The following is a 23,120-nucleotide window of genomic DNA, read 5'->3' as shown; positions in this document are numbered from 1 at the left end:
TCAAATAATTAAAACATGTCTATGAGTATACTTAAGTTCTGTCTTTGCGTGGGCTTTGTGAGTCTGTGTAAATTATATAACACTTATGTCTTATATAAAACATATTATATATTTTTATAGAGCGCTAAAGCTTGCAGCCTTTGCGTAGTATGGTCAACTATGGGGGCTGGGTAGTCTTGACCGATGACTAAATTGAGCTCTTGCAGATGTAATGGCGGAATCAACCAAGGTGCATGAATTTCCTTGTCATTGCATTTTGCTAACTCTGGCATATATTTACGAATGAATTTTCCTTGTGCATCAAAGCGTTCACTTTGTGTAATTGGGTTAAAGATACGAAACCAAGGTTGCGCATCGCATCCCGTGCTGGCCGCCCATTGCCAGCCGCCATTATTGGCACTTAGATCAAAATCGATTAACTTTTCGGCAAAATAACGCTCGCCCCAGCGCCAGTCTATCAGTAAATCTTTTACCAAAAAGCTCGCAGCTACCATGCGCAAACGGTTATGCATAAAGCCTGTGGTGTTAAGTTGGCGCATGGCGGCATCAACTAATGGGTAACCAGTTTTGCCATCACACCAAGCTTGAAAAAGCTTAGGGTCCTCAGGAAACTTTAAAGCTTCAAATTCAGCTTTATAGGCTTTACCTGCAGCAACGTTGGGGTTGTGATGCAGTATTTGCACATAAAAATCACGCCAAATAAGTTCGTTTAGCCAAGTCTGTGCGCCAGCATTGCTCTCATGCAGTGCTTCGCGCGCTAGGTGGCGTATTGAAATAGTGCCAAATCTAAGGTGAACAGATAAATACGAAACACCTTTTATGGCAGGAAAATCTCTGGCGTCTTTGTAGCGACTCATACGTTCTTTAAAGTCATTAAAAAGTGTTAGCCCACCTTGCATTCCTGTTGGCAAATGCATAGCGCTTAAGTTTGTGCGTTTAAAACCCATATCTTCCAAGCTGATTAACGGACTTACTTTAAGTTTGGCCAAGTGGTTTAAATAAGCGTCTACTGGGTATGCTTTCAAAAAGAAATCATTCATAGTTTTCAGCCACATGTTTTTATACGGCGTGAATACACCATATGGCTTGCCTGTGAGATTTAACACTTCATCTTTTTCAAAAATTACATGATCTTTGTAATGATGAAAACTGATATTAAGAATATTCAGTTGTTCTGCCACATGTACATCGCGAGCAATGGCGCTAGGTTCATAATCATGATTAGCAAATACAGCACTCAATAAAAGTGAGTTGGCTAATTTTGGAATTTCATCGCTAGCATTGCCGTGCAATACAATTAAATCACTGCCGTGTTTTTGAAGTGAGGTTTTTAATTCTCTTACGCTTTCCCAAATAAACTCTACTCGGCGGTCGGCCTTATCATTTAATTGGTTAAGAATTGCAGTATCAAATACAAATACGCAATATACAGTTTTGGAGGATTTTAGTGCGTGGTAGAGCGCTGCATGGTCGTAATCTCTTAAGTCACGTCTAAACCAAACTAAAGATTTTTCATAGATTGGTTTCTGCTCAGGCATATTTACTCGCGATGATAGGGGTGATTGGTAATGACAGAATGTGCGCGATAAAGTTGCTCAGTCAGCAATACTCTAACCATGGCGTGCGGCAAGGTAAGTTTAGAAAGCCCCCAAAGCCAATCAGCTTTTTGTTTTACAGAAGCATGCAATCCGTCAGCGCCGCCAATGATGAGCGACACATCACGGCTTGAAGCTTGCCAATCTTTGAATTTATCTGCTAGTTGTAGTGTGGTAACTTCTTGCCCACGTTCATCTAGAGCAATACATAAATCTTTACCGACAGCTTCTAGAATACGTTTGGCTTCAATGAGCTGAATATTTTCAGTGCTGTTGCCAGCTGCACGTTTTTCGGGCTTGATGTCAATAATTTCAACAGTAGCTTCGCGAGGCATGCGCTTGGTGTATTCTGCGCAAGCGGTTTCAACCCAGCTTGGCATTTTGTGGCCGACAGAGATAATACGCAGCTTCATGCACTAACTCTGCTGGCGAATGAACTAATTACTCAGCTTTGATATGGCCGCGGCGGCTTTCAGCCTCGCCCCATAGTTGTTCTAGGTTATAGTAAGCACGTGTGGTTGGTACCATAATGTGTACGACGATATCATCTAAATCGACCAGCACCCATTCACCTTCTTTTTCGCCTTCAGTACCGCGAATGTGATAGCCTTTTTCTTTCAGTTTTTCACGCACGTTATCCGCAATAGCTTTGGCTTGGCGGCTTGATGTAGCAGAAGCCACAATCATATAACTAGTCATGCTCGTAAGCTTGCGAACATCCATAGGGGTGATGTCGAAGCCTTTGATATCTTCAATGGCATCAATCACTGCTTGTTTCATTGTTTCTAAATAGTTTACTGCGTTTACATCAATTGTCATTTAAGCGGCCTGTGCTGGAATTGCATTGCGTTGAGATTGTATGCGGTTGTTATCGTCCACATACACAAGTTGGGGTGAGAATTTTTGTAGTTCTAATTCGTTATAGTTTGCATAACTGGCAATAATCATAATATCGCCAGGCGCTGCTTTGTGTGCGGCTGCACCATTGACTGAGATAATACCTGAGCCGCGCTCAGCTAAAATCGCGTAAGTGCTAAAACGCTCGCCATTAGTCACGTTGTACAAATGAATTTGCTCGTACTCGCTAATGTTAGCGGCTTCAAGCAAGTTTTCATCAATAGCACAGCTACCTTCGTAATGAAGCTCACTATGCGTTACATGTACGCGGTGTAATTTAGATTTAAGCATTGTTCTTTGCATAATGCTGAAAACTCATTAGATATAAAAAACAGTATTATAGTGTATTCAACGGTTTATAGTAACTTAACATCTATTCACCTACTATTTGTATTAAGCTATTTGCCTGTAAAAAGGCGTTAAATATTGAATGTTAGGTTGTCGATTAGTCGGGTGTTACCTAATTTAGCTGCGCCTAAAACGACTAATTCAGTGTCTGTGTTGCAAGCAGGTAATAGCGTTAAGCTAGAGCGTATCGATATGTAGTCGGCCGCCCAACCTTGCTTATTGAGGGTAGATTTAGCTTGTTGCTCTAGTTGAGAGTAATCTTGATTACCATTTTTTACAGATTGAACAGTATCTCGCAAAGCACCATTTAGTTGACTTGCAGTGGCACGCTGCTCATTCGTTAAGTAACCATTACGCGAGCTCATCGCTAAGCCACTTGGCTCTCGCACTGTATCCACGCCAATAATGTGAATGGGCAAATTAAATTGTTTCACCATTTGTTTGATGATGAATAATTGCTGAAAATCTTTCTGACCAAATACAGCAACACTTGGTTGTACCATATTAAAAAGCTTCATTACCACGGTGGCAACGCCAGCAAAGTGGCCTGGTCGCGCAGCACCGCAAAGCTCGTTGGCGATAGGTGGCGGTGTGATGGTCATGCTTTGGTTGAGATTTTTACCGTCAAAGTCGGCGTACATTTCCTCAACAGTGGGCGTGAAAACAATGCTAGCGCCAGCTGCTTTTAGCTTTTTACAATCGGCATCTAGAGTACGTGGGTAACTCGCTAAATCTTCAGTTGGCCCAAATTGTAGTGGGTTAACAAAGATGCTCACTACAACACAGTTTGCATGCTGTTTAGCCACTTCAACCAATTGAACGTGACCCGCATGCAAGTTGCCCATAGTTGGTACAAAAGCGACATTTGATTGGTTTTTTAAAACGCTTCTTAATTCGGCTATGGTGTTAATAATTTGCATTAAATTAAGACTTTGAGAATGGACTTAATAACTATGCTCAAGCGCAGGAAAGCTTTTATCTTTCACTGCTTTAACATAAGCTGAAACCGCCGCTTGTATGCTATTAGTGTCTTTTAGAAAATTACGCACGAAACGTGGAGATTTAAATTCGCTAGTTTTTTTGTGGGCTGGCCCTGTGTAAATACCAAGCAAATCTTGAAGGACTAGCACTTGACCACTGCAATCAACACCAGCGCCTATGCCTATGGTTGGTGTTTTAATGGCTTCGGTAATTTTTTTAGCAAGGGTTGCAGGTACCATTTCTAGCACGATGAAACCTACACCAGCTTCACTCATGGCAATGGCATCTTGCATGATTTGAGTGGCACTTTCGTCGGTTTTACCTTGAATTTTATAACCACCCAGTTGATTAACTGATTGCGGTGTGAAGCCTAAGTGCGCGCAAACTGGAATGCCTCGTTCAACCAAGTAACGCGCAGTTCTAACTTTATTGCCGCCACCTTCAAATTTCACCATGTGAGCACCAGAACGAATCAGCCATTCGGCATTTTTATAGGCGGCTTCATTGTCGTGCTCATAGCTACCTAGTGACATATCTGCCACGATGTAGGTATTTAAAGCGCCGGCAGAAACGCTTTTGGTGTGATAAGTCATATGATGCATGCTGACATTAAGCGTGTTTTCAGCCCCTTGCAGTACCATGCCTAACGAATCGCCTACTAGTATTATATCAACACCAGCTTCTTCAGAAAGCTTGGCAAAGGTGGAGTCGTAACTGGTGAGCATGACGAGTTTCTCGCCAGCCGCAGCCTTTTCATGTAATTTGGATAAGTTCATTGGCTTAATTAACAGCTAACTAATCAAAGTTCGGATTAAAGAATTCGCGTTGACCTTTAATCTGCATAATACGGTTAAGTAGCAAATCAAGCGCATCTTCATTTTTTAGCACATTCAATTTTTCATTATTCACAATCAACACTGGCGATGCATCGTAATTATGAAAAAATTCACTATATGCATTGGCTAAACGCTCAATATATTCACGTGGAATGTCTTGTTCGTAACTCACGCTGCGCTCTTCAATGCGCTCCATAAGGGCATCAATAGGGGTTTGTAGATAAATCACCAAATCTGGTTTGGGTGCCTTTAGCTGCAAGTGCGAATAGATATTGTGATACAGCGCGTATTCTTCATCATCTAAATTCAGCCGTGCAAAAATTGGGTCTTTTTCTAAGAAAAAGTCGGCAACAATAGGTTTGGCAAACATGTCGCGCTGGCTTAAATCTGTCATTTGATTAGCACGCTGAAACAAAAAGAACAGCTGTGTGGGCAGAGCATAACGTTGCGCATCTTGATAAAAACGTGGCAAAAATGGGTTCGCTTCTGCTTTCTCAGATAAATAATCGACAGGAAATTTATCGGCCAACATTTTGGCTAACGTAGTTTTGCCACAGCCAATAGGGCCTTCAACAACGATATAAGGGAATTTGTTAAAAATGCTCATGCGATTAGTGTATTGCCTAAAGTTTTTTAATGCCAGTAAATTGCTGTTCGTGAATCAATGTCGCTATTTTGCCATGATTCGGGATGGATAATTGCGCTGCGATTTCAAATAATGGTAATAAAACGAAACCGCGCTGATGCATTCTTGGGTGCGGCAATGTTAGCTTGGTGGACTCCATGCTAACATTTTCATAAAGCAATAAATCACAATCCAGCACTCGTGGCGCATTTGGAAATGGGCGTTCGCGCCCAGCCTGATTTTCAATTTCCAATAATGCATCGAGTAACTCAATTGGGGTTAACTCTGTTTCAAGCTCGGCTACTGCATTAATAAAGTCTGGAATCTGCTCTAACTGCTCTGCTTCATAACCAATTGGCGCAGTTTTATATAAAGATGATTTCTTTAATACGCGCGTGTTAGGTAGCTTCTCAAGTGCAGAGAAAGCTGATTCTACTTGTGAAGTTGGGTTTGCTAAATTACTCCCCAGCGCAACAAAAGCCTGTTTCATCAATGCGGAGATTTATTCAGTTTCACTAGTACTAACAGTACTCGCACCAGCAGGTTTTTTGCGACTTCTTTTTTTACGCTTTTTAGGCGCAGTGTCAGCTTGTAGCATGGCTGTGCGTCCTTCACCATCCGCATTGGCGAATGCAGTCCACCACTCGCCTAATTCCATTGGTAATTCACCAGACTCACAACGTAATAGTAAAAAGTCATAGCCAGCACGGTAACGTGGGTGCGTAAGTAAGCCAAATGGCCGCTTTCCTGCGCGTTGTTCAAAACGTGGTTGCATACCCCAAATTTCTTTCATGGTGGCGGTGTAACGGTTATGAATCGCCATTTTCTCAGCTTGAGTCGCAATCACTTCACTCATCGCCATGTGCAGTGCTGGAATCGCATGCTGACCTTCTGCTTTGTAGCTTTCCCAAGCGGCTAACATTTCATGCCAAAGTAGGGTGGCGAATAAAAAGCTCGGGTTAGCTGATTTGCCAGAAAGTATACGATCATCGGTGTTTTTGAGTGCCAGCATGACAAAACGCTCACTCATAGGCTGCTCTAACACAACATCTAACATCGGCAATAAGCCATGGTGCAAGTGTTGCTCGCGTAAAGCGCTGACGCTTTCCATTGCATGACCAGATAAAAACAACTTGAGCATTTCATCAAACAAGCGGCTAGGCGGCACATCTTGCAGTAAATCTGCCATTTTCGCGATGGGTGCTTGTGTGGCTTGATCAATCTTTAAGCCTAATTTGGCAGATAGTCGTACAGCACGCAACATGCGCACAGGGTCTTCAGCATAACGCGTTTCTGGTTTGCCTATCATGCGCAAAATGCCAGCTTTTATATCGGTATAACCGTGGTGAAAGTCCAACACTTCTTGGCTAGCTGGGTTGTAATACAGGGCATTTGCAGTAAAATCTCGACGCACTGCATCATCTACAATTGAGCCAAACACGTTATCCCGAATAATGCGGCCAGAATCTGAGGTTTTAGAGTCACCTTTTGGGTTGCCCTCAGTTTCTAAATGACTACCGCGAAAGGTTGAAACTTCAATGGTTTCGTCGCCAAAGAGTACGTGAACCAATCTGAATCTTTTGCCTATAAGGCGCGAGCGTCTAAATATACGATTCACTTCTTCTGGCGTGGCATCGGTCGCTACATCAAAGTCTTTGGGCGTACGGTTAAGCAGTAAGTCACGCACTGCGCCACCCACAATATAAGCTTCAAAGCCTGCTTTATGTAAACCTTCAGTAGTTTTTAGCGCAGCATTACTTAACAAATCGCGGTCTATTTTATGGGTTTTATGTGCAATTACCGTTGCCCCATGATAAATACTATCGATATTTTTGTGCGCTGTTTTTTTTGTTCTAAGTGTTGGGCGATGAGTAGGCGCTTGCTGCGTTTTAGCTGGCGCAGCATTAACATGCTCAGGTTTGGCAATCTTGGGCTTGAAAATTCTATCTAGCAATTTTTTAATCATGGTCGAATTATAACTTACGAACAGAACTTCTAAAAATTATGCATGCTCGTTTTTCCAAAGAACATCACTCACGCCTGCCTCTTTATTGATTACGCGACACATGACAAACAGTAAATCAGACAAACGATTCAAATATTGAAGAGAAATATCTGTGACTTTTTCATTACGATGAAGCTCTACAAGCTTGCGCTCAGCGCGTCTACATACCGTACGCGCTAGGTGGCAGTAAGCCGCTGCTTTTGTGCCCCCTGGCAGGATAAATTCTTTAAGCGGCGACAATTGGCTGTTAAGTTCGTCAATCACGCTCTCTAAATCACTAATGCGTGATTGCTGCAATATGACATAGCCTGGAATGCAAATTTCGCCACCCACATTGAATAAATCATGTTGAATCTGGGTAAGCGGTTCTACCAGCTTGCTAGGCAGAGCTTCGGTCATCATCACGCCAATGACTGAGTTTAATTCATCCACATCGCCCATCGCCTCGACACGCAAGCTGTCTTTATTGATGCGGCTGCCATCACCCAAGCCTGTTGTGCCGCTATCACCCGTGCGGGTATAAATTTTACTGAGTCTGTTTCCCATAATATTTCCTCTATAATACGTGCATTGTAACTGATGACGACCTTGTAATGAGCGCTCAAACCATTAAGTCTAATGAAACTCCAGTTGATAAGTACGCGGAAAAACCGATTGCCGTATTCGACTCTGGCGTCGGCGGAATTTCTGTTTTAAAACATATTCATACCTTATTGCCAAATGAACAATTGCTCTATGTGGCAGATAGCAAATATGCGCCATACGGCAACAAAACAGCGGCAGAAATTCAAGCGCGTTGCTTTGAGATTGCCGAATTTTTAATCGCTAAAAATGCTAAAGCGCTAGTGGTGGCATGTAATACGGCGACAGCTGCTGCGATTGATGCTATGCGAGCAAGGTATTCTCTACCGATTATCGGCATGGAGCCAGCTGTTAAACCAGCTGCAGCAGCGACTAAAAACGGCATCATTGGCGTGCTGGCAACTACGGGCACACTTAAAAGCGCGCAATTCGCGGCGTTGTTAGAAAGTTATGGCCGCAATGTCAAAGTAGTCACGCAAGCTTGCGTAGGTTTGGTGGAATGTGTCGAGCGTGGTGAGCTAGATACGGACAATACAAACGCACTGGTGCAGCAATACTGTGCGCCCTTATTGGCAGAAGGCGCAGATACCATTGTGCTAGGTTGCACGCATTACCCCTTTATAAAACCATTAATCGAGCAAGCCGTGGGTAACAACGTTGCCATTGTTGATACAGGCGCTGCCGTGGCAAAGTATTTACAGAAGAAGTTAGCAGCGCAAGATTTGTTAACAACTGTTGAGGCAGAAGCGAATGTAGCTTTTTGGACGAATAGCCAAGCAGATAATTCCGCTCAAGTGATTGAAGCCTTGTGGGGCGCAAAGGCGGAAGTTCAGATTTTTTAGCGTTTAGTTTTTGGGCATCATTGTACGCGGATAGCTAAGGGTGTCGTGCGCTCTGTTGTCCCATCAAACAGCAGCACCTCACGAAAAGGTGAAGCTAGAATATCGCGCTCGACTTCAGAAATGAGCATACGCCAATCTTCAGCCGTATAGAGGCTATTTAGATGGCACTGGACGACAAGTGAGGTATTTTCAGGATATGCAATTTCGGATTTTTTCCGAATTGATGCGACGATGATTGGAGCAAATTTCAATACGTGTTCATAGTTAGTAAATACAACAGGTGCGGACTTAAGAGGCGAGCCCTTTTTTGTATCCATGCCTTCTGGTGCATAAGCGACTTTTCCTTGGCTTAGCAGCTTCCAGACCCAATGTTCGTTCTGATGCATTGCACAGGTTGCTTCTAGAAACGCTTGTGGTGCGAAATATCCTTGATCAATGTAATCGCCGCGTTGATGTAATTCTGCGTCATATGACTGACTATCGTTAACCCAACGAACTGAGATATATCGTCCGAGTCTATAGTAGGTTTGCACGTAGCGACATATTGGGAGAAGCTCCTCCAAGAGGCGTTTCTCATTATTGCCAGAGCGCAACCGCAACCGCTCTGCACCCCCAGGCTCCGCCCTAAGGCTCTCGAATAGAGAGTAGGTCTTTGCACAAAACTCTAAGCCATCAATCAACTGACCATCTAAATCATCGACTGTTATGCTCATTATGTATAACGTAATGTAGGTTTCAAGTTAATGATGCCCGACCACTTCACCCGCTTTAAGTTTATATTTGGTGCCGCAGTATGGGCATGCCACATGGCCGGTTTCGGCTATATCTAAAAATACGCGTGGGTGTGATGACCAAAGCGCAACTTCAGCTGTTGGGCAGTGCAGTGGTAGGTCTTTAGCGGTAACTTCAATTTCATTTGTGTTAGACATGCATCAATTTCCTCAATTTGTCATTCTGAGGTAAGCGAAGTATCCAGTTTCAATGTTACAAAAATTATGGATTCTTCGCTTTGTTCAGAATAACGGTGCAAAGATTAACATGTTTTTTTTAAACCAATGTTAACCAATCAGCATGTTTTTCTGATCTGCCGTGTACTACATCAAAATACATTTTTTGTAGTTGTTTAGTGATGGGGCCTGCTGTGCCAGCGCCAATTGCACGGCGATCTAACTCGCGAATTGGTGTTACTTCAGCAGCTGTACCTGTAAAGAAGGCTTCATCTGCGCCATACACTTCATCGCGGGTGATGCGTTTTTCAATCACAGTTAAGCCAATTTCAGCAGCAAGTTGCACAATCGTGTCGCGGGTAATGCCTTCTAACGCGCTGGTTAAGTCTGGCGTGTAAAGTTTGCCGTTACGCACAATAAATATATTCTCGCCCGAACCTTCAGCAACAAAGCCGTCTACATCTAACAATAATGCTTCTTCGTAGCCATCTTGCGCAGCTTCTTGGTGCGCAAGAATAGAGTTCATGTAGTTGCCATTAGCTTTGGCTTTACACATGGTGATGTTTACATGGTGACGTGAAAATGATGATGTTTTTACGCGAATGCCGTTATCTAGCGCTTCTTGACCCATATATGCGCCCCATTTCCAAGCGGCAACAATCACGTGGGTTGACAATGTTTTAGCAGAAATGCCCATTGCTTCAGCACCATAAAACGCCATTGGGCGCATATAAGCTGATTCTAAGTTGTTTTCGCGCACGGCTGCTTTTTGCGCTTCAATCATCTCTTCTTTTGTAAATGGCATTTTCATTTGCAAAATGTGAGCAGAGCGAAACAATCTGTCGGTATGTTCTGTCAAACGGAAAATAGCAGTGCCTTTGTCAGTTTTGTAAGCACGCACGCCTTCAAATACGCCCATGCCGTAATGCAAAGTGTGTGTTAAAACGTGTGTTGTGGCGTCGCGCCAGTTAACCATTTTGCCGTCATACCAAATTACGCCGTCACGGTCTGCCATTGATGTTGGAATTGCCATTATTGCTGCCTTATAAACGAATTTTGTAAAAGCATTATTGTAAACTAAAGCGCGGAATTCTTAGCGCATGTTAAAATCAAAAGCGTATAAATTTAAAACTTATTTGGAGTAATTTGTGCAACATTTACTAAAAACATTTTGTCTTGTAGCTTTCTTAAGTTTTTTATCGGCCTGCAAGCCTACTGGCGAGGCGAGTAACTTAGTTGCGACTGACATTACCGGCGCCGATTTTGGTCAATCATTCAGCCTGACAGATCACACTGGCAAACAGCGTACGATGGCTGATTTTAAAGGTAAAGCCGTGGCATTGTTTTTTGGCTATACGCATTGCCCAGACGTTTGCCCCACCACGATGTTGGATTTAAAACAAACCATGAAATTGCTTGGGCCACGTGCAGATGAAGTGCAAGTATTATTTGTCACGCTAGACCCAGCGCGGGATACTCAAGAAGTTTTAGCGCAATTTGTACCCTCATTTGATAAACGATTTATTGGTCTTAGAGGTGATGAAGCAACCATTGCTGCGACTGCCGCTACTTTTAAAATTTATGCAAAAAAAGTAGAGGCGCAAGGTAGGGGTGGATATACGCTAGACCATAGTGCTGGTATGTATATATTTGATAAATTAGGAAAAATCAGGTTGTACGTAGATTACGGAGAAAAACCTGCCGATATTGCCAATGATATTAAGCAGATACTCTAAGATGAAGCTTTAAAACCTACGTATTAGAATCTATGTAATTGAGCCGATATAGCTTTTAGTTCTTTTTCAGCCGATTTGTAATTAGGGAAAATACCAGCAACAGTCGCCCAAAACTTTGCTGAATGATTCATCTCTTTAATATGTGCCAGCTCGTGGCAAATCACGTAATTGATAATGTGCGGCGGGGCTTGTAGCAAGCGCCAGTTTAACCGAATCTCTTTTTTAGAGTTGCAACTTCCCCAGCGTGATGCTGCATTAGATAAGGTCAGTGAGGTGAATTGAACGCCTAATTTGCTTGAAAAAATCTCTAAGCGTCTTGTAAAGTCAGTGATTGCTTGCTTTTTGTACCACTGCACTACTTTACGTGCGATTAACATTTCATCTTGATTTGGCATTGCCAATTGCAAAACACCTGGCTCATATTCCACTGCTTTTGAACGGGCATTATGCTCAATGGTGAGTGTGATTGCGTTACCTAAGAATAGAAGTTGCTCGCCATGTTGCCATTGTATTTCTGGTATTTTATTGGCGGTAACTGAGGCGAGTTTTCTAAGCACCCAGTCAGATTTTTGTAGAATGATGTCCTCAAGCTGCGACTGTGAAATGCGTTTAGGAGCATGTATCACCAAGCCAGTTTGGGTGATTTTTAAGCCTACGGTACGGCGTTGGCGGCGCTCCAACTGGTAATGTAGGTGGTCGCCAGAAGGTAATGTGAGAGAGTGGCTCATTAATTTAACGTGAGCATCTCAGCTTCAATCCAGCTTTCTACCTGATGGTTTAATGCATCCGCTTTTACGCCGGTGGTTTGAATCGGTTTGCCGATATGCATTTTGATGACGCCAGGTTTTTTGATAAATGTGTTTTTAGCCCAATATTCACCCGCGTTGTGCGCGACTGGTAGCACTTGAGTTTTTGTATGCGTGGCTAACCATGCACCACCTATATGATATTTACTGCGTTCACCTGGTGTTATGCGCGTGCCTTCTGGAAATATCACTACCCACAGCCCTCGGTTTAATCTTGCTTGACCGTTCGCCACTAATTTTTTAAGCGCTTCACGACCAGAACTGCGATCAATGGCGATAGGGGAAGACATCGCTAAGCCCCAGCCAAAAATTGGAATCCATAATAATTCACGTTTTAGCACATAAACTTGCGTTGGGAATATGGCTTGAAAAGCCAGTGTTTCCCATGCGGATTGATGCTTGGACAAGACGATAGTGGGCGAGTCGCCAATGTTTTCTAGCCCCGTAACTTCATGGCGAATGTTGCAAGTGACTTTAAGCCACCACATCATACTGCGCGCCCAGCCTGAAATTAAGTCATTACGCAAAACGGGGTTAAGCGGCATGGCGAGTAGCGCAATCAGCGTGAAAAATGGCGCGGTAATCACTTGACCGATAAAAAACAACAATGAACGCAAAAATAGCATACTGACTTTCGATAGTGTTTAGCTTATTGTTCAGCCAAGTATTTTAATTTAGCCGAGTTCGGAGATAATTCGCTGAACAGCTTCCGCTAAGTCAGCGCAAACCCATGTGTTTGGCGGTAATGCTTTTTCTGAGCTTTCCTTTGATGTTGCTAAAGTTGCTTCACCTTTGCCTGTGAGCACTAAAATAGGTTGGCAACCCGCGCTGGCATAAGCCTGCAAATCACGAAACGCGTCGCCAATAGCTGGTACACTTTTCAATTCCATTGAAAAGCGCAGGCCAATTTCTTCTATCATGCCAGGATCAGGCTTGCGACAGTGGCATTGATCATCCGCCGCATGTGGGCAGTAGAATATCGCATCGATTCGTCCACCTACCACGGCTAATTCTTTATGCATTTTGTCGTGAATGCTATTAAGCGTGGTCATGTCAAACAAACCACGACTAATGCCAGACTGATTGGTCGCCACCGCCACTCTAAAGCCAGATTGGTTCAGCAAGGCAATCGCCTCAAGGCTACCCGCAATCGAAATCCACTCATTTGGACTTTTGATGAAATTGGCAGAATCTTGATTGATTACGCCGTCTCTATCTAAAATCACTAATTTCATGGGTGGCTCGCTTTGTCGGTTAACTAGCTAGTTTAGATAAGTCGGCAACGCGGTTCATGGTTTGGTGCAAAATCGCCAATAAACCAAGTCGGTTTGCTTTAAGTGCAACGTCGTCAACATTCACCATCACGTTATCAAAGAACGCATCCACAGGCGCTTTTAAAGCCGCGAGTGATTTAAGTGATGCAGTGTAATCGCCACTCTCAAATAACATATCGGCTTCTGGTTTTACTTTGCTTAACGCTTCATTGAGTGCTATTTCAGCAGGTTCTTGTAGTAAGTTAGTGTTTACTTCAGCTTTAACTTCGCCTTCTACCTTTTTCAGAATGTTGCCAACACGTTTGTTAGCGGCAGCTAACGCTGGGGCTTCTTCCAGTAAAGAGAATGCGCGAACGGCGGAAAGTCGTTGCGGAATTTCACTCAATAATTGCGGGTTAAGTGCTAGCACAGCATCTACTTCTTGTGGGCTGGCGCCTTGCTCTTTAAAGCTAACTGCTAATCTGTCTAAGCTAAATTCTTGTACTGCTTGGGCAGCCTTATTATCGCCATTAAATTGAGATAGCACAATTGCAATAAGCTTATTAAAGTGAATTGGTAGCTCGCCATCTATTAACATCCGAATCACACCAAGTGCCTGACGACGCAATCCAAATGGGTCTTTATCACCCGTTGGCTTCTCGCCAATGCTGAACAAACCAACCAGTGTTTCTAATTTGTCTGCTAATGCTACGCAAATGCCCACTTGGTTTCGTGGTAGTTCGTCACCTGCAAAGCGCGGTTTGTAATGGTCTTCAATGGCATAAGCCACATCATCATCAAAGCCCTCATGTTGCGCATAATAACGACCCATAATGCCTTGCAATTCTGGAAACTCACCCACCATATCAGTGACTAAGTCTGTTTTAGATAAGCGTGCAGCTTTTTCAACTTTAGAGACAAAATTAGCATCACCCAATTGCTTGGCAATTTCTGCTGCAATTTTAACTACACGCAGATTACGCTCACCTTGAGAACCAAGCTTATTATGGTAAACCACCTTGTTTAAACCTTCTAAGCGGCTTTCAAGGGTTTTCTTACGGTCTTGGTCAAAGAAGAACTTAGCATCTGCTAGGCGAGGGCGCACAACACGCTCATTGCCGCCAATCACTGCGCTGGCATCATCTGGGCTGATGTTAGAGACAATCAAAAACTTATTTGTGAGCTTATTGTTGGCATCTAGCAATGGGAAGTATTTTTGATTCGCCTTCATGGTCAAAACCAAACACTCTTGTGGTACTTCGAGATAAATTTCTTCAAACTGACCTAGTAACACATTCGGGCGCTCAACTAGCGCGGTTACTTCGTCTAGCAATGCTTCATCTTCAATGGGTTTTAGGTTTTGTTTAGCTGCCGCCGCATTTAGTTGACGTACGATTTCTGCACGGCGCTCAGCAAAACTGGCAATCACCGCACCTTCAGTTTTCAATTGCTCTGCGTAACTATCAGCATTTTTTAATACCACTGGTGAGACTGCTGCCTCAAATCTGTGACCTTGAGTAGCATTACCAGCAGTTAAGCCAAGAGCGCTAACCGCAACCACTTCATTGCCATGTAGGGCGACTAAACTATGCGCAGGACGCACAAAGTTCACACTCGTCCAGCCATCAGCCAATTGGTAAGTCATTACTTTTGGAATGGGCAGTTTTGCAATGGCTTCATTCAATGCGTTTTGCAAACCATCTTTTAGTGAAACACCTTTTTGCAATACATCTAAAAACAAAGCTTCATTTTTGCCATCCGCTTGCTTGGTCAAATTTGCTACAGCGCTTTCATCCAAGCCCATACCATTTAGGCGTTTAATTAACGCTGGTGTTGGGTTGCCGCTTGCATCTAAACCTACGCTTACAGGCATAAGTTTTTGAGTAGAGGTTTTATCTGGCGCGACAGCTTGTATATTGGTTGCATGCACAGCAAGTCTGCGGGGCGATGCAAACGCAGTAACAACTGAGCCATCTGCCACTAATCCTTGTGATTTCAGTGTTTCAAACAATACGGTTGAAAATGCTTCGCCAAGTTTATTCAACGCTTTCGGCGGTAGTTCTTCTACAAATAGTTCTACTAATAAATTTTGCGTACTCATGCTGCGGCTTTCTTAGCTAATTCTGTTAATACTTCATCTGCCCAATCTTTTGGTGCCATTGGGAAGCCAAGTCTGGCGCGGCTTTCCAAATAACCTGCGGCGACTGAGCGGGCTAGGTTACGGATGCGGCCGATGTAGCCTGCGCGCTCTGTCACTGAAATTGCGCCACGAGCATCTAGCAAGTTAAAGGTATGTGCTGCTTTTAGTACTTGCTCGTAAGCGGGTAGTGATAGCTTTTCTTCAATGAGATGTAAAGCTTGTTTTTCATGCGCAGTAAATGCCGTAAACAAGAAGTCAGCATCTGAGTGTTCAAAGTTGTAAGTTGATTGCTCTTTTTCATTTTGCAGATAGACGTCGCCATAGCTAAGACCTTCTGTCCAAGTTAAGTCGTAAACGTTGTCTACGCCTTGTAAATACATTGCCAAGCGCTCTAAACCGTAGGTAATTTCCCCTGTAATAGGTTTGCAGTTAATGCCGCCAACTTGTTGGAAGTAGGTGAATTGTGTGACTTCCATACCATTCAGCCAAACTTCCCAGCCCAAGCCCCATGCACCTAACGTTGGGTTTTCCCAGTCATCTTCAACAAAGCGAATGTCGTTCTTTTTTAAATCAAAACCCAGCGCTTCAAGTGAGCCTAGATAAAGCTCAAGAATGTCTGCTGGCGCTGGCTTTAACACTACTTGAAATTGGTAGTAATGTTGCAATCGGTTTGGGTTTTCACCATAACGACCATCTTTTGGGCGGCGGCTTGGTTGCACGTAAGCCGCTTTCCACGGCTCTGGGCCTAATGAGCGTAAGAAAGTCGCGGTGTGTGATGTACCTGCGCCAACTTCCATGTCGTAAGATTGCAGTAATGCACAACCTTTATCGCTCCAGTAGTTTTGCAGGGTGAGAATGATTTGTTGAAAAGTAAGCGCCATGATTTGATTCTAAGGTTCGATTCTAAATGGTTCTATATAGATTAAGTTGTACAGCTTACAGCCGTACAATTTGTAAAGGTGTGATTTTACTTTGTTTTATGCTTACTTGCCAAAAAATTGGGCAAACAGATGGCGCTAAGACCAATCAAGCAAATAATAAGGAATAACCTGTTTCCCCAACGCACATAAGGCGTACTACCGCTATAACCTTGTGCCGTGCCATTCAGTGTGGTTTCGGTAAAATGTGGCGCATGGGCTAGTACATTGCCATGCGGATCAATAATGGCGGTAGCGCCAGTGTTGGTTGCACGTAAAATTGTGCGGCCAGTTTCTAAAGCTCGGGCTTGTGAGAACTGCATGTGCTGAAAAGCCGCGTTGGATTGCCCATACCATGCATCATTACTAGCGTTGACTAATAGCGTGGCGGCGGGGAGTTGGCGGATGATTTCTTCGCCAAATACGTCTTCGTAGCAGATATTGATGGCGACTTTTTCGCCTGCGATACTCATCGGTTGTTGATGGATGCTGCCTCGTGTTAAATCACTGAGTGGCATGTTGAGTAAATCGCGATAAATCCAGCCGAAAGCCACTTTTAATGGAATAAACTCACCAAAAGGTACAAGGTGAGATTTGCGGTATGCCTCAAGTTTGCTGCCATTAATACTTAACATGCTATTAAAGTATGCGTCATTGTCGTGTTCAACAGCGCCGACTAAAATTGTGCCTTGATTCTGAACTGCATGTGTTTGCAAACGCGTGATAATTTCTTGAGGAATTTGGCTGGAAAGCACTGGCATGGCGGTTTCTGGCATGATAATGAGTTTGGCTTTACTCGCCTCTGCCATTTGCAAATATAAACTTAACGTCTTTTCAGCGACCTCTGGTGACCACTTAATATCTTGCGAGATATTGCCTTGTAGTAGCGCCACGGAGATTGGTTCGGATGTTGGTGTGGTCCATTCAACCAATTTTAATAAGCTGCCTGTCACCCAAATTAGTAGCAATAAGACAATCGTATTGCGCTTCCACAGTAAAGTAGCAGGTTGTTTAGCAAGCCAAAAGCCAATCAAACTTGCAATAAGTACCATGATCATCGATACGCCATATACGCCGATAATCGGCATATAGCCTGCCAGCGGACTATGCGGCACTTGGCTATAACCCATGGTTAGCCATGGAAAGCCAGTAAAAATCCAGCTACGTGTCCAATCGGCTAATGCCCAAAATATAGGAATGCTAATGAGCAACTGTGGGGGTTGGGCTTTTGAGATTTTGACACTAAAAGCCCCTACCAAGGCTGTGAATAAGGCCATAAATGCACATAACAAAAATGTAGCTAAACCTGCTATTACACTAGGCATATTGCCAAAGTCGTGCAGGCTGATATAAATCCAATAAATGCCTGTGCTAAATAAACCTAGACCGTAAATAAAACCTGATATGGCGGCTTGTTTTGACGTGTAATCTTGATGCCAAAAGTAAAATAAACCAATCAGCGATAAAATGCTCGCGGGGTAAAAGTAGAAAGGTGCAAAACCGAGTACACACAAGGCACCAAGCAGAAATAGTATGAGCGACCTTATGAATTTATTTTTAGAGATTATTTGCATGAGCTGAATTGTAGCTTGATAGCGCCAGATAACAAAAATTTACAGTGTTAACGCTGTGAAAATCTGGTGTTAATTGACATGAAATGTATTTAGAACCTATATTACGAGCTGTTACAACAATTAATTTATTGATTATCTTTAATTTTGTGGGAGAAGCGTATGAGTATGGCATCTGAGTTTAAAGAATTTGCCTTAAAAGGCAATGTGATGGATTTAGCTGTTGGTGTGATTATTGGAGGTGCTTTTGGCAAGATTGTTGATTCAATGGTTGGCGATATCATTATGCCAATAATAGGAAAAATTATTGGCAATGTGGATTTTTCAAACATGTATATTGCACTTAGTGGTCAGCCTGCTGGTTTATCGTTAGTAGAGGCTAAAAAGGCAGGTTCCGTGCTCGCTTATGGTAATTTCTTGACGATTTCTATCAACTTTTTGATTTTGGCTTTTGTTATTTTTCAACTCGTTAAAATGATGAATAGAATGAAAAAGACTGCACCCCCAGCCGCACCTGCCCCAACACCAGAAGATGTTGTATTGTTACGCGAAATTCGTGATGCACTGAAAAAATAATCAATCAAAGACTATTCATTAGCATCAGTAACAAACTAAAAAAGGGCTTTAAAGCCCTTTTTTAGTTTTCAAACTGTTAATTTAAATTAAAACTGAGTCAGCTTCATTAGATAATACTTCCACCATCATGGTATGTAAGCGACGGCTATCAGCCTTAAGCACTCTAAATCGTATACCGCCTAACATGATTTCGTCATCACGTTTTGGTAGGCGACCGAATTGATGAACCACCAAACCTCCAATGGTCGAGAATTCTTCATCGCTTAAATCAGTACCTATTACTTCGTTAAAGTCTGCAATTTCCGTGAGTGCTTTAACACGATACTGGCCATCAGCATTTTGAATGATGTTGTCTTCATCTTCGTCGTAATCATATTCATCTTCAATATCACCGACGATTTGCTCAAGCACATCTTCAATGGTCACCATGCCTGCTACACCGCCGTACTCGTCGACAACAATGGCAATATGGTTTCGATTGCTACGAAACTCTTTAAGCAATATATTCAAACGCTTAGATTCAGGAATAAATACTGCAGGGCGCAACATGTCGCGCACCTCAAAGTCCTCACCTGCGTAATAGCGGAGTAGATCTTTAGCTAGCAAAATGCCAATCACATCGTTTTTGTCATCTTCAATCACAGGAAAGCGCGAGTGGGCGGTTTCAATTACATGTGGGATAAAGGTTTCTGGAGGATCTGTGATGTCGATGACATCCATTTGAGAGCGCGGAATCATAATATCGCGCACTTGCATTTCACTGACTTGTAGCACGCCTTCTATCATGGCGAGCGAGTCTGCATCCATCAAACTGTTTTCGTAAGCGCCATGCAGTAGCGTTACAAGTTGCTCGCGATCTTCTGGTTCACGTAATAAAAAGTGACTGAGACGTTCTAATAAAGAGGGTTTGTTGCTAGGTTTTTCCGACTCGACAGCCATTAGCGGCGTCCTATGTTATGAGATAGGGATTAGGATACCCTAATTTTGTGATAATTGCAGTCTCTAAACTTTCCATTAACTCGGCTTGCGCTTCAATTTCATGGTCATAACCATGCAAATGTAGAATGCCATGCACCGTTAAATGTGCATAATGTGCCACTAGCGGCTTGTTCTGCGCGAGCGCCTCAGCGGCAACCACGGGCGCACAAATAATAATATCGCCCATCAGATGCGGCTCATCAGTAAGCGGAAACGTGAGTACATTCGTCGCGTAATCTTTGCCGCGGTAAGTTTTGTTAAGTTCACGACCTTCAACTTCATCAACGATTCGTATTGTCGCCTCAGTATCAACCCGAATAGCGGCTTTTGCCCATTGTCGAAACTGTGTTCTGCTGGGCAAGTCAGTTAAGGTTGATGCGTATTGAACGGCCAAATTGAGGATAGGCATAAGTTTAATTTGGGCGTGATTAATCGTTAATTAATTGTTATTAGATTGCTGTGTAGGACAATCTACATACGGAAATCGCACATGACCAAAACGAATGATAAGAATCGCAATCGCAATCAAGAAAATTGAGCCAGATAGTGCAATCATTTGCCAAGCGTCAATCTCTGCGACTTCCAATACCAAATAGCGCGCAAGCGCAATTATGCCAATATAGAGCGGATAACGCACTGGCAGGCTACCTGAGCCAAGGTAGTGGTTAAGCATTGACATGACTTCTAGGTATAAAAATAGCAATAACAAATCACCTACCGTAATCGCAGCAGCCAGATAGATATGCGTAATTGCCTGAAACACCGCAAAAATTGTGGCAAATGCAATGGTAATCAACACGGTTTGTTCAACATAACCAAGTCCGCGCTGCATCAATCTACTAAATTTATTCGGTGTCATTTTTAAACCTGAATCATCAAATGGAAAAACAATTATACCTTACTAGTTGTAAGGTTTTATTTCTCATTAATTTTCTCGTATTCTTCATACGCATTGACTATTTTTTGCACTAGTGGATGACGCACTACATCGGCAGATAAAAAGTGTGTCATGGCGATGCCTTTGATGTCTTTTAATACTTTTTGTGCTTCTACTAAGCCGCTCTTTTGATGGCGTTGTAAGTCAATCTGCGTTACGTCGCCCGTAATCACGGCTTTGGTGCCAAAGCCAATGCGGGTTAGAAACATTTTCATTTGTTCAGGCGTGGTGTTTTGCGCTTCATCTAAAATAATAAAGCTTTGGTTAAGCGTACGGCCGCGCATGTAGGCGAGTGGCGCTACCTCAATTGCACCACGCTCAAACATTTTATTTACTGTATCGTAACCAGCTAAGTCATAGAGTGCATCGTATAAAGGACGTAAATAGGGGTCAACTTTTTGGTTTAAATCGCCAGGGAGAAAGCCTAGTTTTTCGCCAGCTTCTACCGCTGGGCGAACTAATACAATGCGTTTAACGCGGTCGCGACTCATAGCATCTACTGCGCTGGCAACGGCTAAATAGGTTTTACCTGTACCAGCAGGGCCAATGCCAAACGTGATATCGTGGTCTTGAATTTGTTGCAAGTACGCGATTTGTCTTGGTGTGCGACCATGTAATTCGGTGCGACGTGTCATTAAAACAGGTGCGTTTGAGGTAGCAACATCCTCAGGTTTTAGTTTGTTGATTTCAACTAAGCCGAGTTGAATTTCATCTAAGCCGATTGGATTTTTAGCGCGAATATAAAAGCTTTCAATTAGCTGCACCGCCAAGCGCATATTGTGCACATCGCCAGTAAAGCGCATATGTGAGCCGCGTCTGGTAATTTGCACTTCTAGCGCATCTTCAATTTGCTTGATATTTTCATCGAGCACGCCGCATAGATTGGCTAAGCGTGAGTTGTCTTCTGGGGTTAGGTTGATTTCCATTTGTATGATTATATTTCCAATTCGTCATTCCCGCGAAGGCGGGAGTGACTGTAGAGGTGTTTTTAAATTATTTCGCCGCGTAAGCGTTTTGGGTTGCTAACATCGGTAATGCGCACGTTAACAAAGGTGTGAATTAAGTTTTCGCTGCCTACCAAATCAACAATACGATTATTATCGGTTTTGCCAGCTAGCTCATTGGCGTTTTTCCACGATGTACTTTCAATCAGCACGCGTTGCACCGTGCCTAGCATTTGCGTGCTGATGTTTTTGCCCAATTCTTCGTTAATGGTTTGTAACTTTGTTAATCGCGCTAATTTAACTTCTTGCGAGGTTTCGTCCGCTAAGTAAGAAGCAGGTGTGCCTGGGCGTGGGCTATATAAAAAGCTGAAGCTATAATCAAAACCTACGTCTTGCATGAGCTTTGCCGTGGCTTCAAACTCAGCTTCTGACTCCCCTGGAAAGCCTACAATAAAGTCTGAAGTGAAAGTAAGATTTGGATTTGCAACACGCAGTTTGCGTATGCTGGATTTAAATTGTAGCGCAGTGTAATTGCGTTTCATGGCCATCAGCACGCGGTCACTGCCAGCTTGTACGGGTAAATGCAATTGCACGGCTAGTTTTGGAATGTTAGCGAAACAATCGATTAATCGCTGATTCATTTCATTTGGGTGGCTAGTGGTAAAGCGTATGCGCTCGACTTGCGGAATTTCGGCGATGAATTCAATCAACAGGGCTAAATCAGCTTCTAAGTCATTGTATTGCGCGCGATAGGCATTCACGTTTTGCCCGAGTAGGGTGATTTCTTTCACGCCTTGTTCAGCCAGTTGTGCGGCTTCCGTTAGGATAGCTTCAAACGGACGCGAGACTTCTTCACCGCGTGTGTAAGGTACAACGCAAAAGCTGCAATATTTACTGCAACCTTCCATAATGCTTAAAAATGCACTGGCGCCTTCTATGCGCGGTGGCGGCAAATGGTCAAACTTCTCAATTTCAGGAAAGCTAATATCAACCTGAGAAGCGCCGCTAGACTGACTATTTTTAATCATCTCAGGTAGGCGATGCAATGTTTGTGGGCCAAATACCACATCTACATAAGGCGCACGTTTGATGATGTTGTCACCTTCTTGGCTTGCCACACAGCCGCCTACACCAATCACTAGGTTTGGGTTGGCTTTTTTAAGTGGGATAAAACGTCCAAGGTGGCTAAATACTTTATCTTCAGCTTTTTCACGTACTGAGCAAGTGTTGAGCAATATCACATCAGCATCTTCAGGCGTGAGCGTTTCCACCATGCCGTCAGTCGCATTGAGCATATCGGCCATGCGTGATGAGTCATACTCATTCATTTGGCAGCCAAAAGTTTTAATAAATACTTTTTTGGGTAAATTGCCAGTGGGCGTGAGCAAATCTAATTTATTTTCAGTGGTTTTCAAGGCAGGTTTCAAGATTGGTTTTCAAGGCAGTTTTTCAATAGCCTCTAGCATTTTTTAAAGCATAATTTTAACGCATTTTGTTAAGCCTAGTGCTAATTACCTTAGCCTGTCAATTTGCGGCTAACGATTTAAGTATGCGCTAAGTTCTTAATCCATTAAAATTACGTTTAAGTTAAATCACATAAAAAT

Annotated in this window: 27 protein-coding genes; 3 read left to right on the top strand and 24 right to left on the bottom strand. The window is 43.1% G+C overall.

What is annotated here, in order from left to right; all coding sequences use genetic code 11:
- Nucleotides 1–104 precede the first annotated feature (104 nt).
- The 10 genes from PSV17_RS11510 to PSV17_RS11465 form a co-directional block, all read right to left on the bottom strand.
- Nucleotides 105–1,538 carry a deoxyribodipyrimidine photo-lyase gene (locus PSV17_RS11510; protein ID WP_300482745.1) on the bottom strand — a complete coding sequence of 478 codons (1,434 nt, stop codon included), beginning with the start codon at nucleotides 1,536–1,538 and terminating at the stop codon, nucleotides 105–107.
- A 2-nt stretch (nucleotides 1,539–1,540) separates the two neighbouring features.
- Entirely contained in the window at nucleotides 1,541–2,008 is a 468-nt protein-coding gene (gene rlmH, locus PSV17_RS11505) for a 23S rRNA (pseudouridine(1915)-N(3))-methyltransferase RlmH (RefSeq protein ID WP_300482743.1), read from the bottom strand.
- 28 nt (nucleotides 2,009–2,036) lie between these two features.
- Nucleotides 2,037–2,414 carry a ribosome silencing factor gene (gene rsfS, locus PSV17_RS11500; protein WP_013148837.1) on the bottom strand — a complete coding sequence of 126 codons (378 nt, stop codon included), beginning with the start codon at nucleotides 2,412–2,414 and terminating at the stop codon, nucleotides 2,037–2,039.
- On the bottom strand, nucleotides 2,415–2,795 hold the full coding sequence (panD, locus tag PSV17_RS11495) for an aspartate 1-decarboxylase (protein ID WP_300482741.1): 381 nt from the start codon (nucleotides 2,793–2,795) through the stop codon (nucleotides 2,415–2,417).
- Nucleotides 2,796–2,911: 116 nt separating this feature from the next.
- Nucleotides 2,912–3,760, bottom strand: coding sequence for a pantoate--beta-alanine ligase (panC, locus tag PSV17_RS11490; protein WP_300482738.1), 849 nt, complete (start codon nucleotides 3,758–3,760; stop codon nucleotides 2,912–2,914).
- Nucleotides 3,761–3,784: 24 nt separating this feature from the next.
- The gene (panB, locus tag PSV17_RS11485; protein ID WP_300482736.1) at nucleotides 3,785–4,597 is read right to left on the bottom strand and encodes a 3-methyl-2-oxobutanoate hydroxymethyltransferase; all 813 of its coding nucleotides are present in this window, start codon (nucleotides 4,595–4,597) and stop codon (nucleotides 3,785–3,787) included.
- A gap of 19 nt (nucleotides 4,598–4,616) precedes the next feature.
- On the bottom strand, nucleotides 4,617–5,264 hold the full coding sequence (locus PSV17_RS11480; RefSeq protein ID WP_300482734.1) for a deoxynucleoside kinase: 648 nt from the start codon (nucleotides 5,262–5,264) through the stop codon (nucleotides 4,617–4,619).
- Nucleotides 5,265–5,280: 16 nt separating this feature from the next.
- On the bottom strand, nucleotides 5,281–5,772 hold the full coding sequence (gene folK, locus PSV17_RS11475; protein ID WP_300482731.1) for a 2-amino-4-hydroxy-6-hydroxymethyldihydropteridine diphosphokinase: 492 nt from the start codon (nucleotides 5,770–5,772) through the stop codon (nucleotides 5,281–5,283).
- A gap of 12 nt (nucleotides 5,773–5,784) precedes the next feature.
- Entirely contained in the window at nucleotides 5,785–7,248 is a 1,464-nt protein-coding gene (pcnB, locus tag PSV17_RS11470; RefSeq protein WP_300482728.1) for a polynucleotide adenylyltransferase PcnB, read from the bottom strand.
- Nucleotides 7,249–7,284: 36 nt separating this feature from the next.
- Entirely contained in the window at nucleotides 7,285–7,833 is a 549-nt protein-coding gene (locus PSV17_RS11465; protein ID WP_300482725.1) for a cob(I)yrinic acid a,c-diamide adenosyltransferase, read from the bottom strand.
- A 47-nt stretch (nucleotides 7,834–7,880) separates the two neighbouring features.
- Between PSV17_RS11465 and murI the strand changes: the two genes are divergently transcribed.
- Nucleotides 7,881–8,711 (top strand): glutamate racemase, encoded by an 831-nt coding sequence (murI, locus tag PSV17_RS11460; protein WP_300482722.1) that lies wholly within the window; start codon nucleotides 7,881–7,883, stop codon nucleotides 8,709–8,711.
- Between the two features lie 17 nt (nucleotides 8,712–8,728).
- Here the strand turns inward: murI and PSV17_RS11455 are convergent, their stop codons facing one another.
- From PSV17_RS11455 to PSV17_RS11445, 3 genes are all read right to left on the bottom strand, one after another.
- A complete protein-coding gene (locus tag PSV17_RS11455) occupies nucleotides 8,729–9,274 on the bottom strand; it encodes a hypothetical protein (RefSeq protein ID WP_300482719.1) in 546 nt (181 codons plus the stop codon).
- Between the two features lie 177 nt (nucleotides 9,275–9,451).
- Entirely contained in the window at nucleotides 9,452–9,640 is a 189-nt protein-coding gene (locus PSV17_RS11450; RefSeq protein WP_300482716.1) for a zinc-finger domain-containing protein, read from the bottom strand.
- Nucleotides 9,641–9,758: 118 nt separating this feature from the next.
- A complete protein-coding gene (locus PSV17_RS11445) occupies nucleotides 9,759–10,673 on the bottom strand; it encodes a branched-chain amino acid transaminase (protein WP_300482901.1) in 915 nt (304 codons plus the stop codon).
- 133 nt (nucleotides 10,674–10,806) lie between these two features.
- Here PSV17_RS11445 and PSV17_RS11440 point away from each other — a divergent pair, with 133 nt between their 5' ends.
- Nucleotides 10,807–11,394: an SCO family protein gene (locus PSV17_RS11440; RefSeq protein WP_300482715.1), complete on the top strand. Its 588-nt coding sequence runs from the start codon at nucleotides 10,807–10,809 to the stop codon at nucleotides 11,392–11,394.
- Nucleotides 11,395–11,417: 23 nt separating this feature from the next.
- Here PSV17_RS11440 and PSV17_RS11435 read toward each other — a convergent pair whose 3' ends face one another.
- From PSV17_RS11435 to lnt, 6 genes are all read right to left on the bottom strand, one after another.
- A complete protein-coding gene (locus PSV17_RS11435) occupies nucleotides 11,418–12,122 on the bottom strand; it encodes a SprT family zinc-dependent metalloprotease (protein ID WP_300482714.1) in 705 nt (234 codons plus the stop codon).
- A complete protein-coding gene (locus PSV17_RS11430; protein WP_300482713.1) occupies nucleotides 12,122–12,826 on the bottom strand; it encodes a lysophospholipid acyltransferase family protein in 705 nt (234 codons plus the stop codon). Before PSV17_RS11430 ends, PSV17_RS11435 begins: the two co-directional genes overlap by 1 nt.
- Nucleotides 12,827–12,874: 48 nt before the next feature.
- Nucleotides 12,875–13,435 carry a D-glycero-beta-D-manno-heptose 1,7-bisphosphate 7-phosphatase gene (gene gmhB / locus PSV17_RS11425; RefSeq protein ID WP_300482711.1) on the bottom strand — a complete coding sequence of 187 codons (561 nt, stop codon included), beginning with the start codon at nucleotides 13,433–13,435 and terminating at the stop codon, nucleotides 12,875–12,877.
- Nucleotides 13,436–13,454: 19 nt separating this feature from the next.
- Complete coding sequence (gene glyS, locus PSV17_RS11420; RefSeq protein WP_300482709.1) at nucleotides 13,455–15,554, bottom strand: glycine--tRNA ligase subunit beta; 2,100 nt, start codon at nucleotides 15,552–15,554, stop codon at nucleotides 13,455–13,457.
- A complete protein-coding gene (glyQ, locus tag PSV17_RS11415) occupies nucleotides 15,551–16,474 on the bottom strand; it encodes a glycine--tRNA ligase subunit alpha (protein WP_300482707.1) in 924 nt (307 codons plus the stop codon). Before glyQ ends, glyS begins: the two co-directional genes overlap by 4 nt.
- A gap of 86 nt (nucleotides 16,475–16,560) precedes the next feature.
- Nucleotides 16,561–18,084, bottom strand: a complete 1,524-nt coding sequence (lnt, locus tag PSV17_RS11410; RefSeq protein ID WP_300482706.1) for an apolipoprotein N-acyltransferase — start codon at nucleotides 18,082–18,084, stop codon at nucleotides 16,561–16,563.
- A 159-nt stretch (nucleotides 18,085–18,243) separates the two neighbouring features.
- Here lnt and mscL point away from each other — a divergent pair, with 159 nt between their 5' ends.
- Nucleotides 18,244–18,657: a large conductance mechanosensitive channel protein MscL gene (mscL, locus tag PSV17_RS11405; RefSeq protein WP_300482705.1), complete on the top strand. Its 414-nt coding sequence runs from the start codon at nucleotides 18,244–18,246 to the stop codon at nucleotides 18,655–18,657.
- Between the two features lie 81 nt (nucleotides 18,658–18,738).
- Here mscL and PSV17_RS11400 read toward each other — a convergent pair whose 3' ends face one another.
- The 5 genes from PSV17_RS11400 to miaB form a co-directional block, all read right to left on the bottom strand.
- Nucleotides 18,739–19,596, bottom strand: coding sequence for a transporter associated domain-containing protein (locus PSV17_RS11400; RefSeq protein ID WP_300482703.1), 858 nt, complete (start codon nucleotides 19,594–19,596; stop codon nucleotides 18,739–18,741).
- Between the two features lie 10 nt (nucleotides 19,597–19,606).
- Nucleotides 19,607–20,044 carry an rRNA maturation RNase YbeY gene (ybeY, locus tag PSV17_RS11395; RefSeq protein ID WP_300482701.1) on the bottom strand — a complete coding sequence of 146 codons (438 nt, stop codon included), beginning with the start codon at nucleotides 20,042–20,044 and terminating at the stop codon, nucleotides 19,607–19,609.
- 30 nt (nucleotides 20,045–20,074) lie between these two features.
- Nucleotides 20,075–20,494, bottom strand: a complete 420-nt coding sequence (locus tag PSV17_RS11390) for a phosphate-starvation-inducible PsiE family protein (RefSeq protein WP_300482699.1) — start codon at nucleotides 20,492–20,494, stop codon at nucleotides 20,075–20,077.
- 56 nt (nucleotides 20,495–20,550) lie between these two features.
- Nucleotides 20,551–21,498 (bottom strand): PhoH family protein, encoded by a 948-nt coding sequence (locus PSV17_RS11385; protein WP_300482698.1) that lies wholly within the window; start codon nucleotides 21,496–21,498, stop codon nucleotides 20,551–20,553.
- Between the two features lie 62 nt (nucleotides 21,499–21,560).
- Nucleotides 21,561–22,931: a tRNA (N6-isopentenyl adenosine(37)-C2)-methylthiotransferase MiaB gene (gene miaB / locus PSV17_RS11380; RefSeq protein ID WP_300482696.1), complete on the bottom strand. Its 1,371-nt coding sequence runs from the start codon at nucleotides 22,929–22,931 to the stop codon at nucleotides 21,561–21,563.
- Nucleotides 22,932–23,120 lie beyond the last annotated feature (189 nt).

Source organism: Methylotenera sp. (assembly GCF_029946165.1).
Taxonomy (GTDB): domain Bacteria; phylum Pseudomonadota; class Gammaproteobacteria; order Burkholderiales; family Methylophilaceae; genus Methylotenera.
Note: the sequence above shows the minus strand (reverse complement) of the source record. Positions and strands in the feature narration are given on the sequence as shown.

Coding starts and splice junctions, on each gene's coding strand:
- glyS (WP_300482709.1), bottom strand. CDS start 15,554: ATGAGTACGCAAAATTTATTAGTAGAACTATTTGTAGAAGAACTACCG.
- folK (WP_300482731.1), bottom strand. CDS start 5,772: ATGAAACAGGCTTTTGTTGCGCTGGGGAGTAATTTAGCAAACCCAACT.
- PSV17_RS11385 (WP_300482698.1), bottom strand. CDS start 21,498: ATGGAAATCAACCTAACCCCAGAAGACAACTCACGCTTAGCCAATCTA.
- PSV17_RS11400 (WP_300482703.1), bottom strand. CDS start 19,596: ATGGCTGTCGAGTCGGAAAAACCTAGCAACAAACCCTCTTTATTAGAA.
- pcnB (WP_300482728.1), bottom strand. CDS start 7,248: ATGATTAAAAAATTGCTAGATAGAATTTTCAAGCCCAAGATTGCCAAA.
- lnt (WP_300482706.1), bottom strand. CDS start 18,084: ATGCAAATAATCTCTAAAAATAAATTCATAAGGTCGCTCATACTATTT.
- PSV17_RS11430 (WP_300482713.1), bottom strand. CDS start 12,826: ATGCTATTTTTGCGTTCATTGTTGTTTTTTATCGGTCAAGTGATTACC.
- glyQ (WP_300482707.1), bottom strand. CDS start 16,474: ATGGCGCTTACTTTTCAACAAATCATTCTCACCCTGCAAAACTACTGG.
- mscL (WP_300482705.1), top strand. CDS start 18,244: ATGAGTATGGCATCTGAGTTTAAAGAATTTGCCTTAAAAGGCAATGTG.
- PSV17_RS11435 (WP_300482714.1), bottom strand. CDS start 12,122: ATGAGCCACTCTCTCACATTACCTTCTGGCGACCACCTACATTACCAG.
- PSV17_RS11480 (WP_300482734.1), bottom strand. CDS start 5,264: ATGAGCATTTTTAACAAATTCCCTTATATCGTTGTTGAAGGCCCTATT.
- PSV17_RS11445 (WP_300482901.1), bottom strand. CDS start 10,673: ATGGCAGACCGTGACGGCGTAATTTGGTATGACGGCAAAATGGTTAAC.
- PSV17_RS11390 (WP_300482699.1), bottom strand. CDS start 20,494: ATGACACCGAATAAATTTAGTAGATTGATGCAGCGCGGACTTGGTTAT.
- PSV17_RS11465 (WP_300482725.1), bottom strand. CDS start 7,833: ATGGGAAACAGACTCAGTAAAATTTATACCCGCACGGGTGATAGCGGC.
- PSV17_RS11510 (WP_300482745.1), bottom strand. CDS start 1,538: ATGCCTGAGCAGAAACCAATCTATGAAAAATCTTTAGTTTGGTTTAGA.
- gmhB (WP_300482711.1), bottom strand. CDS start 13,435: ATGAAATTAGTGATTTTAGATAGAGACGGCGTAATCAATCAAGATTCT.
- panD (WP_300482741.1), bottom strand. CDS start 2,795: ATGCAAAGAACAATGCTTAAATCTAAATTACACCGCGTACATGTAACG.
- panB (WP_300482736.1), bottom strand. CDS start 4,597: ATGAACTTATCCAAATTACATGAAAAGGCTGCGGCTGGCGAGAAACTC.
- murI (WP_300482722.1), top strand. CDS start 7,881: ATGAGCGCTCAAACCATTAAGTCTAATGAAACTCCAGTTGATAAGTAC.
- PSV17_RS11450 (WP_300482716.1), bottom strand. CDS start 9,640: ATGTCTAACACAAATGAAATTGAAGTTACCGCTAAAGACCTACCACTG.
- rsfS (WP_013148837.1), bottom strand. CDS start 2,414: ATGACAATTGATGTAAACGCAGTAAACTATTTAGAAACAATGAAACAA.
- ybeY (WP_300482701.1), bottom strand. CDS start 20,044: ATGCCTATCCTCAATTTGGCCGTTCAATACGCATCAACCTTAACTGAC.
- panC (WP_300482738.1), bottom strand. CDS start 3,760: ATGCAAATTATTAACACCATAGCCGAATTAAGAAGCGTTTTAAAAAAC.
- rlmH (WP_300482743.1), bottom strand. CDS start 2,008: ATGAAGCTGCGTATTATCTCTGTCGGCCACAAAATGCCAAGCTGGGTT.